General features: G+C 58.4%; 15 protein-coding genes. 8 read left to right on the plus strand and 7 right to left on the minus strand.

The features are described from left to right. Positions 1 to 98: 98 nt before the first annotated feature. Both HDF09_RS14425 and HDF09_RS14430 read right to left on the minus strand, forming a co-directional pair. Complete coding sequence (locus tag HDF09_RS14425) at positions 99 to 686, minus strand: TetR/AcrR family transcriptional regulator (RefSeq protein WP_183767522.1); 588 nt, start codon at positions 684 to 686, stop codon at positions 99 to 101. Between the two features lie 257 nt (positions 687 to 943). Continuing rightward, on the minus strand, positions 944 to 1,090 hold the full coding sequence (locus HDF09_RS14430) for a hypothetical protein (protein ID WP_183767524.1): 147 nt from the start codon (positions 1,088 to 1,090) through the stop codon (positions 944 to 946). Between the two features lie 69 nt (positions 1,091 to 1,159). On the opposite strand from HDF09_RS14430, the gene HDF09_RS14435 reads away from it, so the two are divergent. Continuing rightward, the gene (locus HDF09_RS14435) at positions 1,160 to 2,401 is read left to right on the plus strand and encodes a hypothetical protein (protein ID WP_183767526.1); all 1,242 of its coding nucleotides are present in this window, start codon (positions 1,160 to 1,162) and stop codon (positions 2,399 to 2,401) included. A gap of 197 nt (positions 2,402 to 2,598) precedes the next feature. Here the strand turns inward: HDF09_RS14435 and HDF09_RS14440 are convergent, their stop codons facing one another. Next, positions 2,599 to 2,883, minus strand: a complete 285-nt coding sequence (locus HDF09_RS14440; RefSeq protein ID WP_183767528.1) for a hypothetical protein — start codon at positions 2,881 to 2,883, stop codon at positions 2,599 to 2,601. A 354-nt stretch (positions 2,884 to 3,237) separates the two neighbouring features. Between HDF09_RS14440 and HDF09_RS14445 the strand changes: the two genes are divergently transcribed. The 3 genes from HDF09_RS14445 to HDF09_RS14455 all read left to right on the plus strand — a co-directional run bounded on the left by HDF09_RS14445 (position 3,238) and on the right by HDF09_RS14455 (position 7,004). After that, positions 3,238 to 4,473: an MFS transporter gene (locus HDF09_RS14445; RefSeq protein WP_406704750.1), complete on the plus strand. Its 1,236-nt coding sequence runs from the start codon at positions 3,238 to 3,240 to the stop codon at positions 4,471 to 4,473. A 24-nt stretch (positions 4,474 to 4,497) separates the two neighbouring features. Continuing rightward, positions 4,498 to 5,316, plus strand: a complete 819-nt coding sequence (locus tag HDF09_RS14450) for a class I SAM-dependent methyltransferase (RefSeq protein ID WP_183767532.1) — start codon at positions 4,498 to 4,500, stop codon at positions 5,314 to 5,316. 629 nt (positions 5,317 to 5,945) lie between these two features. Continuing rightward, the gene (locus HDF09_RS14455; RefSeq protein WP_260181325.1) at positions 5,946 to 7,004 is read left to right on the plus strand and encodes a hypothetical protein; all 1,059 of its coding nucleotides are present in this window, start codon (positions 5,946 to 5,948) and stop codon (positions 7,002 to 7,004) included. A 46-nt stretch (positions 7,005 to 7,050) separates the two neighbouring features. On the opposite strand, the gene HDF09_RS14460 is transcribed toward HDF09_RS14455, so the two are convergent. From HDF09_RS14460 to HDF09_RS14475, 4 genes are all read right to left on the minus strand, one after another. After that, positions 7,051 to 8,133, minus strand: a complete 1,083-nt coding sequence (locus HDF09_RS14460; RefSeq protein ID WP_183767534.1) for a GGDEF domain-containing protein — start codon at positions 8,131 to 8,133, stop codon at positions 7,051 to 7,053. A 173-nt stretch (positions 8,134 to 8,306) separates the two neighbouring features. Continuing rightward, positions 8,307 to 9,389, minus strand: coding sequence for a GTP 3',8-cyclase MoaA (gene moaA / locus HDF09_RS14465; RefSeq protein WP_183767900.1), 1,083 nt, complete (start codon positions 9,387 to 9,389; stop codon positions 8,307 to 8,309). A 386-nt stretch (positions 9,390 to 9,775) separates the two neighbouring features. After that, positions 9,776 to 10,060: a hypothetical protein gene (locus tag HDF09_RS14470; RefSeq protein WP_183767536.1), complete on the minus strand. Its 285-nt coding sequence runs from the start codon at positions 10,058 to 10,060 to the stop codon at positions 9,776 to 9,778. Between the two features lie 172 nt (positions 10,061 to 10,232). Then, entirely contained in the window at positions 10,233 to 10,505 is a 273-nt protein-coding gene (locus HDF09_RS14475) for a hypothetical protein (RefSeq protein ID WP_179586243.1), read from the minus strand. Between the two features lie 141 nt (positions 10,506 to 10,646). On the opposite strand from HDF09_RS14475, the gene HDF09_RS14480 reads away from it, so the two are divergent. The 4 genes from HDF09_RS14480 (at position 10,647) to HDF09_RS14495 (ending at position 13,269) form a co-directional block, all read left to right on the plus strand. Further along, complete coding sequence (locus HDF09_RS14480) at positions 10,647 to 10,829, plus strand: hypothetical protein (RefSeq protein ID WP_183767538.1); 183 nt, start codon at positions 10,647 to 10,649, stop codon at positions 10,827 to 10,829. After that, complete coding sequence (locus tag HDF09_RS14485; protein ID WP_183767540.1) at positions 10,826 to 11,566, plus strand: SIMPL domain-containing protein; 741 nt, start codon at positions 10,826 to 10,828, stop codon at positions 11,564 to 11,566. Before HDF09_RS14480 ends, HDF09_RS14485 begins: the two co-directional genes overlap by 4 nt. A 52-nt stretch (positions 11,567 to 11,618) precedes the next feature. Continuing rightward, the gene (locus HDF09_RS14490; RefSeq protein ID WP_183767543.1) at positions 11,619 to 12,431 is read left to right on the plus strand and encodes an acyltransferase; all 813 of its coding nucleotides are present in this window, start codon (positions 11,619 to 11,621) and stop codon (positions 12,429 to 12,431) included. Between the two features lie 136 nt (positions 12,432 to 12,567). Beyond that, positions 12,568 to 13,269 carry a site-2 protease family protein gene (locus tag HDF09_RS14495; RefSeq protein ID WP_183767545.1) on the plus strand — a complete coding sequence of 234 codons (702 nt, stop codon included), beginning with the start codon at positions 12,568 to 12,570 and terminating at the stop codon, positions 13,267 to 13,269. The last annotated feature ends 4 nt before the right edge of the window (positions 13,270 to 13,273 follow it).

Consider the following 13,273-nt stretch of genomic DNA (forward strand, 5'->3'; position numbering starts at 1 on the left):
GTAGTCACTCTTGGAAAAGATATTCCGCGCACGATCGACTCGATCATAGCCCAACAGCAGGGGAGGCTTATCCCCAAACTCAAGCGCGCAGGGTCAGCCTACTTCTTCAACAAAACATCAAACGCAAAGTGAAGGAAGTTCTCGAGCGGCCTGTCACTCTTCTCCGCCTTCATCCGTATCAGCGACCCCTCATAGCTGTTCAGCAGAAACGCCGCCAGCGCATCCGGCTGCATAGACTTCGCCAGATCCCCCCGCTGAATCGCCTCCCGCAGCACATCCGCGATGCCCTTCTGCCAGACCGCAAAGACCCCCTGCAGCTCCGACCGCATCCTGGGGCTGTGGTCCGCCACCTCCAGGCTCAGGCTCCCCATCAAACATCCGCTGATCTCGCCGCCCTGCCCATAGACCGAGATCAACTCCTCGAAATATAGCCGCAGCCGCTTCAAAGGAGCAACCTTGCGAGCCCCAAGCACCCGCGCCGTCCTCTCCGCCTCGCCCTTCGCGTAAAGATGAAACACCTCCACGGCAAACTCTTCCTTGCTCGGAAAGTAGTGATAGAACGAGCCCTTCGGCACCTTTGCCAGATCAAGCACCTCCTTCACCCCGGTCGCGGTATACCCGGTCGAACGAAGCCGTTCGAGCCCCACCGCAAGCAGATGATCGCGAGTTGAGGGGGTAGTGCTCATAACCAATCGATAATAGACTGGTCGTCTACAGGAGTCAACCGGCGCTCGCACAAACCCCGTCTTCGACGATTCGCGGATTAATTTTCTGACTAAGTGTGCTGCCGAATTGACGGTCGGTATCTACGGTGCTATACCAATTAGCGACCTTGGGCCACCGGCTTCTTAATTCACAGAGCGGGGTGTTTGCCATGTCCGTGGCACGCAGAATGCTTCTCGTTAATGCGGCCCTGAGCTTGTTGATCTTCTCGTCCGCTTCACTAGCTCAGTCGTTCAAGCCCTTCGGCGGCCTGGACTGTAATGGCCATAGCAAAATTCAAAAACCACTCAGACCACAGGATATTTGCACTGACTTTCACGATGAATACGGCCAACGCGGCTTCGATAACGGTCATTACATCGGGCATGACGAGCCCAGTGTCGGCTTCATCTCAACAGTTCCTCACTCCGGTAATAATGTTCAATGGGAGTTCACGTTGCCGCGTGAACGCCCCGTGCCGGCAACACAGTCTTTCGAGAACTTCATCACTTTCTGGCTCTCTATGGCGCTCTGCGATCCTAATTCAGGTTTTGTGCGCGGACCCTGCATCCCGGATAGCGACAAGAACAATCCCACCTCCGCTGGGTCTGCATTCCTCGAGATGCAGTTCTATCCCCCCGGCAATCCCCCCTTTATCACCCAGATCAGTTGCGACCTGACCCACTGGTGTGCGTCGCTGCACATTAACAGTCTCGAAAATATGGATAACGGAAACCTCAATCCCAATTGCACTGAGACTACGAACTTTGCGTTCATCCAGACCGATGGAATTCCTATCGGGCCGCCTGGTCCTAACACTGTTACTGACGCGAGCTTCATTCCAAACAGTCGCACCTTACTGATGAACCAGGGCGATCGGCTGCGCGTCACCATCCTCGACGTACCCGGAGATGTCTTGGGAGGCGTGATGACGATGATCCAGGATCTGACCACGGGTCAGTCCGGGTTCATGGTAGCCAGCGCCCACAACGGCTACCAGACCACGAATCCGAACACCTGCGTCGGGACCAACTTCAGCTTCCACCCTGAGTTCGACACTGCGAAGTTTGGCAACTTTACTTCCTGGGCCGCACTGCAAGCCAACGTCAACTTTTCCATGGAACTCGGTCACTTCACCCCCGGCGCCCATGGCGACAACGACTCCGATGACGCGCCGTGCTTCCCAGGACCCACGGTCGCTGGCTGCTTCAACTTCGCGACAGGAGGGGACATCGATTTTGACGGTAGCTCCTACTTGTTCGACTGGCCAGATGGCACGCGCAACAACGCCACTTCGATTGCAATCCAGTCTGCCAAAGGTGGCGGCATCGGCCCACTCAGTCCGTCTGACGATACTGGCAAATACGACCAGCCCTTTCCAATCATTCAAATCGAGACCGATGTTGCAGCCTCGGAGAGCACCTGCAAACCTAACGGAGTCGGCTGCGTCGTCCCGCCAGTGGGCGCACAGTTCTATCCCTTCTATGCGATAACAAAGAACGGAGGCAATGACGACAGCTACGATGACCGCGAAAACTGCACCCTGGTCTTCGGAAACTTCACAAACCCGGACTTCAATACTTTTGGCCGCGATGCGCAGTATGGCGCCTCGAATTTGTATTGGTTCTTCGGCCAGAACAGCAGTGGCCCCCGAACCAATCCGTGCATCCCGCATCCGAAGGATCACGATGAACGTTAATGCGTCTTTTGCTTTGTGAATCCTCTGTATGGGGCCCCGTTCGAGACGATTTCTGCGAGTTGGATGGGGCTCCATCTGATAAGGCTTTGATTTGCTGAGCGCCTCTCCGTTCTCGGGGCGATCTTCCAGGCAGGACCGTCTGCACCGTGCTTCTCAACGTTGCTCTATAGGTCCCGCGCTTCGCGAGACGGCCTACATCAGATAACTGCGCGGAGAGCAACCGTCATGCCGTCACGTGCGGTCTTGAGAGCACCAACGACCGTCTCGCCGGCGGCGATCGTGTGTGCGAGCGCCGATCTCCTTCGTTTTCCCGGATGCTCGAAAGCGACGGTCTCTATCCCACCACCGAAGAGTGTGTGGCTCTCTTCCAGCCCATCGAGTGCGGCGTTCAACTCCGCGACAACGGCCTCGGCCTCATCGGCAACGACGATCACTTCCACACTGATTTTCTTGTATAGCAATCGAAATACCTCAACCTCCAATCGTATGGCTCCCGGCTCCAAAGCAGACCGCGAGCGATTAGCCGCAGGATTACTTCCGGATTCCCGACCACTCGGGAGTAATCGCCTTTCTGCATGTGGCTGACCACACTTCCTACCCCCGAGAGAAACGGCGCTCGACTGGGGATTGGATTGACAGCTGGGTGGCCCTGGGGCTAGATATCACTCAGCCCCGATTCCCGAGTCAGTTTTGAGCAACGCTGGGCAATCGCGCTGCACCATTCCACACATATGCTAAGGGAAGCGATCCCCGGTGCTCCTCGCCTCACGCCGATCCAGTGGCTGATCTGTGCTGTCGCGTGCCTCGGTTTTGCTTTTGATCTTTACGAGACTCTGATGCTGGCGCTAATTGTGCGGCCCGCGCTGACCAGTCTCGGAGACCTGAACCCGGGGACTCCAGCGTTCAACCTCTGGGTCGGGCTGTTGTTCTTTATTCCCGTTGCGATTGGTGGCGTCTTCGGGCTCCTCGGTGGTTATCTGACGGATCTTCTTGGCCGCCGCCGCGTGCTGGTTTGGAGCATCTTGCTCTATGCCTTCTCGGCGTGCGCGGCAAGTTATGCCGCTTCGGTGCCGGAGCTCGTGGTCTTTCGCTGCACTACGATGATCGGCGTGAGCGTCGAATATGTGGCAGCGCTCGCGTGGCTGGCGGAGCTGTTCCCCCATCCGAAACAGCGGGAGTCCGTCCTGGCCTACACCCAGTCCTTCTACGCATTAGGAGGCCTGATGGTAGTAGGCGCCTATTACCTCGCCGTCACCTACGCGGAACGATTCCCCGCCATCCGCGACGGCCATGAGGCCTGGCGTTACACTCTGCTCTCCGGAATCATTCCTGCGATTCCGCTGATCTTCGTTCGGCCATTCCTGCCCGAATCGCCGGTCTGGCGAGAGAAGAGATCCCAGGGAACTTTAAAGCGGCCCCGCATCCGGGAGCTCTTCCGCCCCGCACTACGAAGGACCACCCTGATCACCACATTATTGGTGGCGTGTTCTATTGCCCTGGGGTATGGAGCGCTACAGCATACCGTTCGCATTGTCCCCGGGCTTGCCGAAGTGCGAAATCTCGCACCGCGACAGGTAGAGCAAACGGTTAGCAATGTGCAAATGTTTCAAGAGCTCGGCAGCCTGACTGGCCGCGCGATCTTCGCCCTGCTGGTCGTCCGAGTCGTGACGCAACGCCGTCGCCTGCGCATCTGCTTTGGGCCAATGCTGATTGCTATCTCGTGGCTTTTTTTCTATGCGGCAACGCACAGCCTGGCTTTACTCCGGGTTGGAGTTTTCCTCGCCACCCTGCTCTTTAACGCGCTCCACAGCTTTTGGGGAAACTATTTGCCCAGAGTTTATCCAACACATTTGCGAGGCACAGGCGAGAGTTTCGCGGTGAACATCGGAGGCAAGACCATCGGGGTCTCTGCCGCTCTCGCCACAACCCAGCTCGCCAACGTGATGCCCGGCTCAGGTGCAGGCGCTCGCCTTGCCTATTCAGCTGGCACCGTCGCGCTGCTGGCCTGTGTGGCCGGCTTGATCGGAAGTTTCTGGTTGCCTGAGCCCAAAGGTGAGCAACTGCCCGACTGACGAGCTCAATCTCAAGGAGGACCTATGGAACACAACGAACCAGGTGCCACTGGAGGTCCTCCAGGCCAGGCCTACCTGCTCGATAATGCCGGCAGAGAGGCTTCTGCGCGATTCTCCGCGCTCGCAGCGATGTTGGATCCGGGAACCATCCGTCATCTGGAGGAACGCGGCGTCAGCTCCGGCTGGCACTGCCTGGAGGTCGGCGGCGGTGGCGGCTCCGTCGCTACCTGGCTCGCTGCCCGCGTGGGTCCTGCCGGACACGTCCTTGTTACCGATATTGACCCGCGCTTCCTTGAATCCTTACAGGCCCTCAACCTCGAGGTGCGCCGGCATGATATTGCCACCGATCCGTTGCCCGAGGCCGCCTTTGATCTCGTGCATTCGCGCCTGGTGTTGTTGCATCTTCCGGAACGCGAAAAAGCCCTGGCCCGCATGGTCGCCGCTCTGAAGCCGGGAGGTTGGCTCGTCGACGAAGAGTTCGACAGCTCCATCGATCTGGTTTCATCTGCATATCCCGAAGAGGTTTATTCAAAGACATACGTTGCGATGGCGCGGACCATGGATAGCCGTGGAGTTGATCGGAGATTCGGACGCCGGCTCTTTGGACGGCTGCGCGCCCATGGACTTGTTGACGTAAACGCAGAGGGGCGTACTTTCATGTGGCACAGCGGATCCTCGGGAGTCTCTCTTCTGCGGTCGAACTATGAACAGCTTCGCAGTACGATGATCGATGCCGGTTACATCACGGAGGCAGACTTCAATCAAGACCTCGCTGGCCTGGACGATCCGGGCTTCATGATGCCATCGCCGATCCTCTGGACGGCTTGGGGACGTCGGCCTTAGCGCTCGCCATACGTCATGCGGGAGGCAGGATGGCTCCGCCCTGTCCGCTGTTCACTTCGCTCTCAGGCGTGCGTCTGTCGCAAAAATCGTCTTCACATGGATGAAGCTGCGTCGAGAACTCCCCGGCCTAAGAGGACACCTCGGCTACTCTACCGATCGGTCCCGAATAACGGGCAAGCAGGAAGTTAACCCACTATTTAATTCCTCCCAGACCCGAAAGCACTTGCGCGAAATCTCGCGAGATCGTCAGGTTGCATATAAGCTGCCTCGAACGCGCCGAATTACCTGTCAAGCCCCTGAACGCTCAAAACCCGCTCCAGACGGGCAGATTCGCGTGGCGTAGTCCCCCCGTCCCAACCGCTATAATGGAAGATAAGACCAAAGCAATGGAACACAGAAGACACACCTCGGGGAAGCCCGGGGTTTCTTTTGCGCCAAAAGCCAAAATAACCCTTTTCTTTTGAATATTTTGCACGCAAGTCCTTTCGATGGAATGTTTTGCCGACACAGCCCTCCCGCAAACCAAACAAAAGAAGAGACTTCGCCGCAAAATACCCCACCCCCCAGGGGGGAGGGGGTGGCTCCACTCCGAAAAATCCGACTCTGCGTCTAAACTGTGGAATCACCCGATGGAACATCCACGCCGCACCACAAAACTCGCCGCAATTCTCCTCGCTGCCACCATCAGCGCGCCACAATCTCTCCACGCTTTGCTGCAACATACCACCGTCCTCCAGCCCGATGACGTGGCCCCGCACCGCACCCGCCTCATCCTCAAGGACGGCAGCTACCAGATCATCATGAGCTACCGCATCGTCGGCAACGTAGTCCACTACATCAGCGCCGAGCGCGGCGGAGCCGAAGAGGAGATCCCCCTCTCCCTCGTGGACCTCGACGCCACCAAACGCTGGGACCGCCAGCACTCCCAGCCCACCGCCAGCCCCGACAACCCCCAGCCCCCCGCCATCGACCCCGAACTCCTCAAAGAAGAAGCCGACCGCGCCGCCCTCACCCCCGAGGTCGCCAAGGACCTCCGCCTCCCCGAACAGGACAGCACCCTCGCCCTCGACACCTACCGCGGCACCCCCGAACTGGTCCCCCTCGCCCAGACCGACAGCGACCTCAATCGAAACACTGGCCACAACCTCCTCAAAGCCGCCGTCAACCCCCTCTCCGCCTCCCACCAGATCGTCGAGCTCAAAGGCGAGTCCTCGCCCATCCAACTCCACGTCAAAGACCCCGTCCTCTACCTCCGCATCGGCGACGAGAGCGTAGGCTCAACAGCCGGCACGCCCCTGACCGTCGACACCCACGGAGCCACCACCCGAGCCGGGAACGACCCCAGCGGCGGCTCCCCCAACAGCCGTTACGTCATCGTCCGCGCCGACGTCCGCCGGGGGGCCCGGGTCATCGCCAGCTTCCGCATCGGCCTCCTCGGCGGGGTCCAGCGCCAGGAAGATGTAGTCGAAACCACCACCGAGCTGCTGCCCGGCGGCCACTGGCTAAAGATAACCCCCAGGGAGCCCCTGGACTTCGGCGAGTTCGCCCTCATGGAGGTCCTCTCCGACAAAGCCGTCAACCTCGGCGTCTGGGACTTCGGAGTCCACCCCGTATCCCCTGAAAATCGCGACGTCCTGAAGCCCGAACCCCGCCGGGCGGTAACGCTAGAACACCACGGCCCAAGTTAGCCCAAGCATAGTCAGTAATTTAGAAGAGATTTAGAAGAAAAATCGCCTAGTTGCGAGGAATGGAGTCTCGCTCGAGGAACATTCCCGAGACTTCCCGACGCGAACCGACGGGTTTGGCCGTCTCAGCGCGTCCGATCATACCCTTGCCCGCCACCGCGACGTTATCCCGCGTCTTCTTGGCCTCATACATCATCGTATCGGCCGCCCGCAGAATCGTCTGAACCGTATTCCCGTCCTCGGGATAGCTCGCCAGCCCAAAGCTTCCCGAGAGGCTGAGCGAAAGCCCTGCACCCTCCAGAAAGCGTGACGACCTCAGATCCTCGCACAGCGCCATCGTGGTCCCGCTTGCCGCTGCCTTCCCCATCCCCGGCAGCAGTGCGACAAACTCATCCCCCCCATAGCGAAACGCCGCGTTGTTCGGCCCCAGGCTCCGCCTCATCAACCCGCCAATCTCCGCCAGCAGCCGGCTTCCAATCAGATGGCCATGGGTGTCATTCACCGACTTGAAGTGATCCAGATCGACGAACATCAAACTAAATACCTGCCCCCGAGCCACTTCTTCTTCGAGCATGGTGTACAGGTGCCGTGCATTAAAAAGTCCCGTCACGTCATCTGTGATGGTCAACTCCTGAATCAGTGTCATCGACCGGGCGTTCTGAATCGCGATCGCCGCGTAGTCGCACAGAATTCGCAGAAAGGAGATCGAATGCTCCGACAGCAGGTCGAGCTTGCTATTCAGCAGTTGAATCACGCCCAGTGTCTTGTCCCCGGATCGCACCGGCACGCAGGCAATCGACTGGATCTTCAGGTCAGGATGCTTATTCGCAAACGCGGACCAGTGCGGATCAAGAGCCACGTCCGGCACTACCAGAGGATTTCCCGTTGCCGCCACCCAACCGGCAACTCCTTCCCCCATCGGTACCCGCAGCCCCTTGAGGCTCTCAGCGTTCTCTCCTACCGCAATCGCGTAGTACAGTTCGCCTGACTTATCATCCACCATCAGCAGCGACCAGCGCTCGGGTCCGAAGAACTGGGCCATTTTGTTCATGATGGCCCCCAGAATCTCTTCCAGTTCGAGGCTCGAAGTCAGCGCGCGCGCAACGTCATGGAACACGCGAAGGTGATCCATTTGACGACTTTCGATCACTTCAAACTGACGTCTGTCCTTCAATCGCTGTCCTCATGGATATGTGCAGTTTTTATGTAATATGTGCAGTTTTTTGCACATATTACATATCAGCCTCTCATAGCTCCCCTAATAATTCAACAAGTCCACGACTGACGGCACAACGAGTGCGGTGTTCATCCGCCGATATGAACCATACTGCGCGATGGCTTTTCAAAACCCGGCTCGCCGATGTGATGACGTGCTTCCTTCCGCATCACGATCCTGCGAATGTACGCAGCCAGCTCCTCATCCGTTCCGCCCCGCACCATCTCGCCATACAGGTCGTGGTCGCTCTGCGAAAACAGACAAGTCCGTATCTTCCCATCCGAGGTCAGTCTCACGCGGCTGCAATGCCCGCAGAAGGGGCGCGACACCGGCGCAATTATGCCTATCTCCCCCAAGCCATCGTCAAAGGTGAACCGCTTCGCCGTCTCGCTAGCCGCATGCGGAGTCAGCTCCACCAGGGGACGGAACGCATTCAGCCGCTCCACAATCTCGTCCATCGAAACGACAGACTCCCTCTTCCAGCTTCGGTCTTCCTCCAGAGGCATCCACTCGATGAACCGAACGATCAGTCCCTCACGCCGCGAGAACTCCGCGAACTGCTCGATCTGTCCATCATTGAACCCGCGCAGCAGCACGCAGTTCACCTTTACCGGTCCCAGCCCCACCGATTGAGCCTTACGAACTCCCGCCAGCACCTTTTCATAGCTCCGCGGAACGCGTGTGATCGCGCTGAAGGTCTCCGCATCCACCGCATCCATGCTAACCGTCACACGATTCAGCCCCGCATCCTTCAGCGGCTGGGCCAGTCCCTCCAGCAGATGCCCGTTCGTGGTCAGGGCGATGTCCAACGGATTGCCAAGATCGCCGGCCAGGCTTCCATCCGGCAGGAATGCCGTCCGCATCTCGGCCAGTTCGCGAACCATCTCCACCAGGCCCGACCGCAACAGAGGTTCTCCGCCGGTCAGCCTTATCTTCTCCACTCCCAATGAGACGAAGACCCGGACCATCCGCAGGTAGTCTTCAATTGAGAGTTCGGTGAACTGCGCTCCTTCGTTCCCAGTCCGGCAATAGACGCACTTGTAGTTGCAGCGGTCAGTCACCGAGACACGCAGGTCAGTGATGGACCTGCCAAACTTGTCTCGTAGCCGTCCCGGAAACTGAATAGCCTGCTCTTCCAGCTCCAGAATCGCGGTATTTCCATCGCCAATCATCAAGAGACGTACCCGGATCCAACTACGTAATTCCTATACAAACTTTAGATGCAATGGCTCAAGAAGCGAAGCAACATGGGCCGGAAATCTCTGCAAAATCAAAGGATCAGACGATCACGCTCAAACCGCACGCAATCGTGTGGCCGTTTTTGTAATTTCATGTTTTGTTGCGATACGTGTGTGTCTTCCCGAGTGCGGCTACTGCCGCAGCACCAACTCAGCGACCGGGATACCTCTAAGTGGAACGCCGTTGCAGCCAATATCAGCGTCGTCCAACTCTAACGCGCAGCATATCAGCATCTCGGCGATTGGCAACAGCATTTCTAAAACGCCCAACTCTTAAGTTATATAGAAAACATTAAGAGTTGGCGCGCGTCCGGTTAGTTTCAGTAGCTGAGAAACTCGTTGCTGCCGCGCTTCAATCGAATCCCTACGATGCCGAAGACCAGCGCCGCGGTGAAGGTGATCGCATTCCAGTAAACGACCGGATGAGCCCAGCCCGGCGACAAAGTCAGGTCCTGTCCGCTCCACAACGTCAGCAGGGTAGCCACGATCAGGCTCTGAAAGCAGAGCACCAGGAAGAGTTGGCCGCGACGACGGCGTTTATCCAGTCGTTCCACATCATCCGGCGTCAAGTTGCGTTCTTCGATTGGAAGCAGTGCATTCGCCATCGCGTTCTTGGTCTCCCTGGTCTTTCCTGTTCAACTTGCAACCCGAGCCAGGCAAAGGCTCCTGGAGCATCGGTCTAAGTTTGTATTAAATCACAGCCTGCCCGGATCAACCGAACCAGCGCAAAAAGTCTTTGTCGTCAGCCCAAATCAGCTTAGGCACCACCGCGATCGGCTAAATAAATGCGACCGACTGAATTCCCACCACGTCGAACCGCTTGCGGCACCGGACGTTCTTGCACCCCATCGGATCATCGCGGCGAACCATATAACTCTGAGCCTTGGCAAAACGCGCCCGGTCGCGATCGTCGGCACCCCTCGGAAGCTGCGCCTTCTTCCTTCGCACCACCCATTCGATCTGGTACTCCCCCTGTTGCCCGCAGTGGGGACAGGTCATCACATGAGTCCGCTGCTCCGCCCGCTCATCAAAAAAGTCCCGCTCTTCCATCCAGCACCTCATCCGATTCTCGACCCCAACCTGAGGTCGAATCTCTTCTGCAATCCTGCCTTAGATGCCCCCTCACAAGCAAGAGTCATGCATAATCACGAGGGGCTTCCGAGCCCGGAACCAATGCAGGAAGGAAGACGGATGAGCAAGCCCAAAAAGCAGGTCTTCTCCAAGATCAAGGCCGTCAAGGCCAACGCCCGCGAGCGCGTCGGCACTCCGCCCCCAGAGCGTGTCCTTCCCGACCCCAAACAAAAGCTGGCCGCCAGTCCCAAACACAAGCCCACCCTGGCCGACCTGCTCAACTCCTCAGGAGAAGATCAATGACCATCCTCCGCCTCGCCTTCGTCGCCCTCGCCGCCGCCTTCCTGGCCACAACGGCCGCAACTGTCTCCGCCCAGACCATTCAGGTCAACAAGGAAAATCGCACCATCGCGATCACAGCCACCGACAAGGTCCTCGTCCTCGCCGACGTCGCCACCCTCCACATCGGCTTCATCGCCTACGGCCCGGACAGCGACTCTGCCTACGCCGCCGGCTCCCGCGCCTCCAACGCCATCGTCAAGGCCCTCACCTCCGCCGGCATCCCCAACGACTCCATTGGGAGCGAAAATCAAAACGTCTCCCCGGTGCAGGAGTATCAGATCGACAAGCTCACCCCAGCCGAGAAGGCCCAGCGCAAGTTCCAGGTCACCCAGAGCTGGACCGTCCGGACCAACGCCAACGACGCCGCCAAAGTCCTCGATCTCGCTGTAAAAGCCGGGGCGAACCAATCCGGACAGATCGACTGGAGCCTCAAGGACGAGAACGCTCCACAGTCCGAAGCCGCAGCCAAAGCGCTCCAGCGCGCCCGAGTCGTCGCCGAAGAGATGGCAAAAGGACTCAACGCAAAACTTGGCACACTCCTCTACGCCAGCAACGAAACCCAGGCGGAACCGCCGCGTCCCCTCATGCGTGCTGGGGTCGCGGGAATGGCAATGGACCAGAAGGTCGCTCCTCTCGCCATCAATCCACGCCAGATAGAAAAAACCGCAACCGTCTATGCCGTCTTCGCCATAGAATAGGCGAACCAAAGATTCGCCAGTCCGACCCCGGACGAAAGACAGCGAGGGAACTATGCCAATCCACACCTACCGCGAACTCAAACCCACTCCCGAAGCTGAGGCCCTTTATCGTCGCTGGCTCGCCAAGCTCAACGACGAGTTCACCCGGCAGCAATCGCCCGACCGCCGCTCCGAGGTCGTCCGCGACGAGCTCTACCAGATCTACTTCGGCCGCCCCCACGGCGGGCACATCAAGGCAGTCCTCAACAGCGAACTCGCAATGTACTCCCTCTCCGAGAGCTTCGACCCCCGCAACATCACGCTCGAACCCGAGTACTACGGCGACATCGACGCCGAGCAGTACGCCATCCGTAAGCCGCTCATCTGGTTCTGGCAGATGTTCGACCGCTCCCCCCTCGGCCTCAACCACTGGCTGGGCTTCCGCTTCCGCTGCATGCTGGGCCGCCACATCTTTCGCCACCTCGGCAAGCACGTCAAAATCTTCCACAACGTCGAGTTCACCTACGGCTACAACCTCACCATCGAAGACTCCTGCACCATCCACAAGAATGTCCTGCTCGACGACCGTGGCGCGATCATCCTGCATGAGGGCACCAGCGTCTCCGACTACGCCAACGTCTACTCGCACACCCACGACATCAACAATCAATCGAACATCACCAACAAGACGACCGAGCTGGGCCCCCGCGCCCGCGTCACCTATCACGCCACCGTCCTCGCCGGAGCCAACATCGGCGAAGACGCCATGCTCGGAGCCATGGCACTCGCCACCAAACCCGTGCCCCAGGAGACCGTCTCGGTCGGCATCCCTGCCAAGGCAAAGATCCGCAAGCAGGCCTCCGTCCTCGCCGCCGAAACGCTCTAGCCGCAGCGGCAACCTGCAGATTCGCCACTACGAAGCACTTGCAGTCCTCTCTCGCAGCTTTTGCGAGAGAGGACTGCTTGAACGCTACAGCATCTTTACGGTCTCCTCACGCGAACTTCAGTAAACTCGAGCCTGTATGAATCAGGAAGTTGTCCTCATCGTCTTTCAGGTCGTCGTTCTGGTCCTGGCGTTCAGCATCCACGAGTCGGCCCACGCCTGGACCGCCTGGCGTCTCGGCGATCCCACCGCCAAGATGCTCGGACGCGTCACGCTCAACCCCCTCAAGCACCTCGACCCCTTCGGCTCCGTCCTCTTTCCCATCATTGGTTTGGTGTATGGCGGTATGCTCTTCGGCTGGGCGAAACCTACTCCAGTTACTGCTCGCAACTTTAAAAACTACAAACGCGACGACATCTTGGTTTCTCTGGCAGGTCCAGCCAGCAATCTTCTCTCTGCGACGGTCGCTCTGTGCCTGCTCATCCTCATTAAGCACGCAGTGGCGGGTGGAAGCGTCGCTGTCATTACCGCAATGGCGCTAGCGCATCACTATCCAGGAGTCTCCACAGAAAATCTCCCGCAGTTATTTCCCATCGCGCTCTTCCTCTATTACGTCATTCTCCTTAACCTCATACTTTTCGTCTTCAATCTCATTCCAGTTCCGCCCCTCGATGGCAGCCATATCCTCCGACACTTCCTCCCCTACAGAGCGCTCCAGGTCTACGATCGCATCGGGATGTTCGGCATGATATTCATCATGCTGATTGGTGGCAGCTTCATCTTCCGTATCTTCCTTACCCCACTTCAGATAGCGTTCGACACCTTCCTCTTCAGCCATTAGCTTC

Source organism: Edaphobacter lichenicola (assembly GCF_014201315.1).
GTDB classification, from domain to species: Bacteria; Acidobacteriota; Terriglobia; order Terriglobales; family Acidobacteriaceae; genus Edaphobacter; species Edaphobacter lichenicola_B.

Coding starts and splice junctions, on each gene's coding strand:
- HDF09_RS14490 (WP_183767543.1), top strand. CDS start 11,619: ATGCCAATCCACACCTACCGCGAACTCAAACCCACTCCCGAAGCTGAG.
- moaA (WP_183767900.1), bottom strand. CDS start 9,389: ATGATTGGCGATGGAAATACCGCGATTCTGGAGCTGGAAGAGCAGGCT.
- HDF09_RS14455 (WP_260181325.1), top strand. CDS start 5,946: ATGGAACATCCACGCCGCACCACAAAACTCGCCGCAATTCTCCTCGCT.
- HDF09_RS14485 (WP_183767540.1), top strand. CDS start 10,826: ATGACCATCCTCCGCCTCGCCTTCGTCGCCCTCGCCGCCGCCTTCCTG.
- HDF09_RS14475 (WP_179586243.1), bottom strand. CDS start 10,505: ATGGAAGAGCGGGACTTTTTTGATGAGCGGGCGGAGCAGCGGACTCAT.
- HDF09_RS14425 (WP_183767522.1), bottom strand. CDS start 686: ATGAGCACTACCCCCTCAACTCGCGATCATCTGCTTGCGGTGGGGCTC.
- HDF09_RS14445 (WP_406704750.1), top strand. CDS start 3,238: ATGCTGGCGCTAATTGTGCGGCCCGCGCTGACCAGTCTCGGAGACCTG.
- HDF09_RS14480 (WP_183767538.1), top strand. CDS start 10,647: ATGAGCAAGCCCAAAAAGCAGGTCTTCTCCAAGATCAAGGCCGTCAAG.
- HDF09_RS14470 (WP_183767536.1), bottom strand. CDS start 10,060: ATGGCGAATGCACTGCTTCCAATCGAAGAACGCAACTTGACGCCGGAT.
- HDF09_RS14450 (WP_183767532.1), top strand. CDS start 4,498: ATGGAACACAACGAACCAGGTGCCACTGGAGGTCCTCCAGGCCAGGCC.
- HDF09_RS14495 (WP_183767545.1), top strand. CDS start 12,568: ATGAATCAGGAAGTTGTCCTCATCGTCTTTCAGGTCGTCGTTCTGGTC.
- HDF09_RS14430 (WP_183767524.1), bottom strand. CDS start 1,090: ATGCCCGATGTAATGACCGTTATCGAAGCCGCGTTGGCCGTATTCATC.
- HDF09_RS14460 (WP_183767534.1), bottom strand. CDS start 8,133: ATGGATCACCTTCGCGTGTTCCATGACGTTGCGCGCGCGCTGACTTCG.